This window comes from Faecalitalea cylindroides ATCC 27803, from assembly GCF_000469305.1.
GTDB lineage: Bacteria > Bacillota_I > Bacilli_A > Erysipelotrichales > Erysipelotrichaceae > Faecalitalea > Faecalitalea cylindroides.
In genome coordinates this window covers 1-1,359 of sequence record NZ_KI271004.1, presented here as the reverse complement: position 1 = coordinate 1,359, position 1,359 = coordinate 1, and the positions used below count along the sequence as shown (strand labels likewise).

General features: G+C 40.5%; 2 protein-coding genes. Both read left to right on the top strand.

Translation table 11 applies throughout. From position 1 onward, the window contains the following. Window positions 1-599, top strand: a 599-nt coding sequence (locus HMPREF0367_RS05445) for a zinc-ribbon domain-containing protein (protein ID WP_035402004.1), incomplete at its 5' end; no start/stop codon positions are given. After that, window positions 596-775 (top strand): hypothetical protein, encoded by a 180-nt coding sequence (locus tag HMPREF0367_RS05440; protein WP_035402001.1) that lies wholly within the window; start codon window positions 596-598, stop codon window positions 773-775. The genes HMPREF0367_RS05445 and HMPREF0367_RS05440, both read left to right, overlap by 4 nt. Window positions 776-1,359: the final 584 nt, after the last annotated feature.

Sequence of the window (1,359 nt, the reverse complement as noted above, 5' to 3'; positions counted from 1 at the left end):
TGAAAGGTACGGTATGCCCCTTTTGTGCGGAGAGAGAAGTCCTTGCCGGATATAATGATTTGGCGACAACAGACAGTCAGCTTCTTAGCGAATGGGATTATGAACAGAATAAACTGAAACCTACAGAGGTATCACGAACTTCGGCAAAGAGAGCGTGGTGGAAATGCAGGCACGGTCATTCGTGGAGTATGAAGATAAATGAAAGAACGATATTGAATAAAGGCTGCCGAATTTGTGAGCAGGAGTATTTGTCATTGTTTCCTGCTTTGGCTGTCAGCTATTATTCTAATAAGAAAGGCTTGAAAGCAGAACTTGGTTCTGACCGATTGCTTGGAGTTCCGCTTGAAACATACATAGCTTCAGAGAAGTTGGCTATTGAGTCAGAAAGTGCTGACGAGAATATAGAAATAATGAAAGCATATATGTGCAAGCAAAGAGGAATAAGGCTGATTAAGTTGCCGATGAAAGGCACAGAACTGGATTATGCCAATAATTTAAAGAAAGCTTTTCAGAACGTACATATATTTATTTCTTCTGATACCGAGGAAGATGTGGAGATAATCAAAAATACATTTGAAAGATGGAGGGACAGCCAATGAGAGAGAAAACCTATCATCTATACTTAAATGAAGAAGAACGAAGCCGAGTGATACAATTGCTCATTGAATTGAAGAACAATTTAGCAGCTCAGGGACGATACACCGACGCAGTAGATGATGTTCTATGTAAAGTGCTTGAAGCAAAGAAAAAGAAATTGAAAATTGAATACATTTAGAACGTGATTTGCCGTCTGTTTCCTAACCGGAGCAGGCGGCTTTTTTATTTCAAAAATTTTTTGGAAGAATTTTTTGGAAAAGAGGAGATTTTGGGTGTGCATTTCATACCCCTTTGTCCAAATGAGTGAAGGGGTTCATTCCGGATAGCAAAAACGGAAGCCTTTTCGCTTGAAAATTGAATAAGTCATTCACTAAGACTTTATTTCTGATGATAGCCACTTTAGCAGGTACGCCGTGATTTCTGTATTTCAGAATAGCGAGAACTCCGGCTATGAGTATCAGGTTGCCCCTGATATGGCGATGACAGTCAGAATGATAATGATACTTCTCTACGGAGCTGGCGGAGTACCCGGCAGAGGTTAGAACCCTATGATACAGATAAGCAGTCTGTTCCTTAGTGATTTCCCATAAGCATTTTGCTTGGCAAGGGGTGTTGAGAACAAATATTGCTATGACCGATTAGGAAATGAGTCGGTCAGGTACATAGCCATAATGCGGTGGCTATGAATTTTCAGAAAGGAGGGCAAAAAGAAGTGTCAAACTGTAAAACGATTTCCGTATGTAACCAGAAAGGCGGAGTCGG

Coding starts and splice junctions, on each gene's coding strand:
- HMPREF0367_RS05440 (WP_035402001.1), top strand. CDS start 596: ATGAGAGAGAAAACCTATCATCTATACTTAAATGAAGAAGAACGAAGC.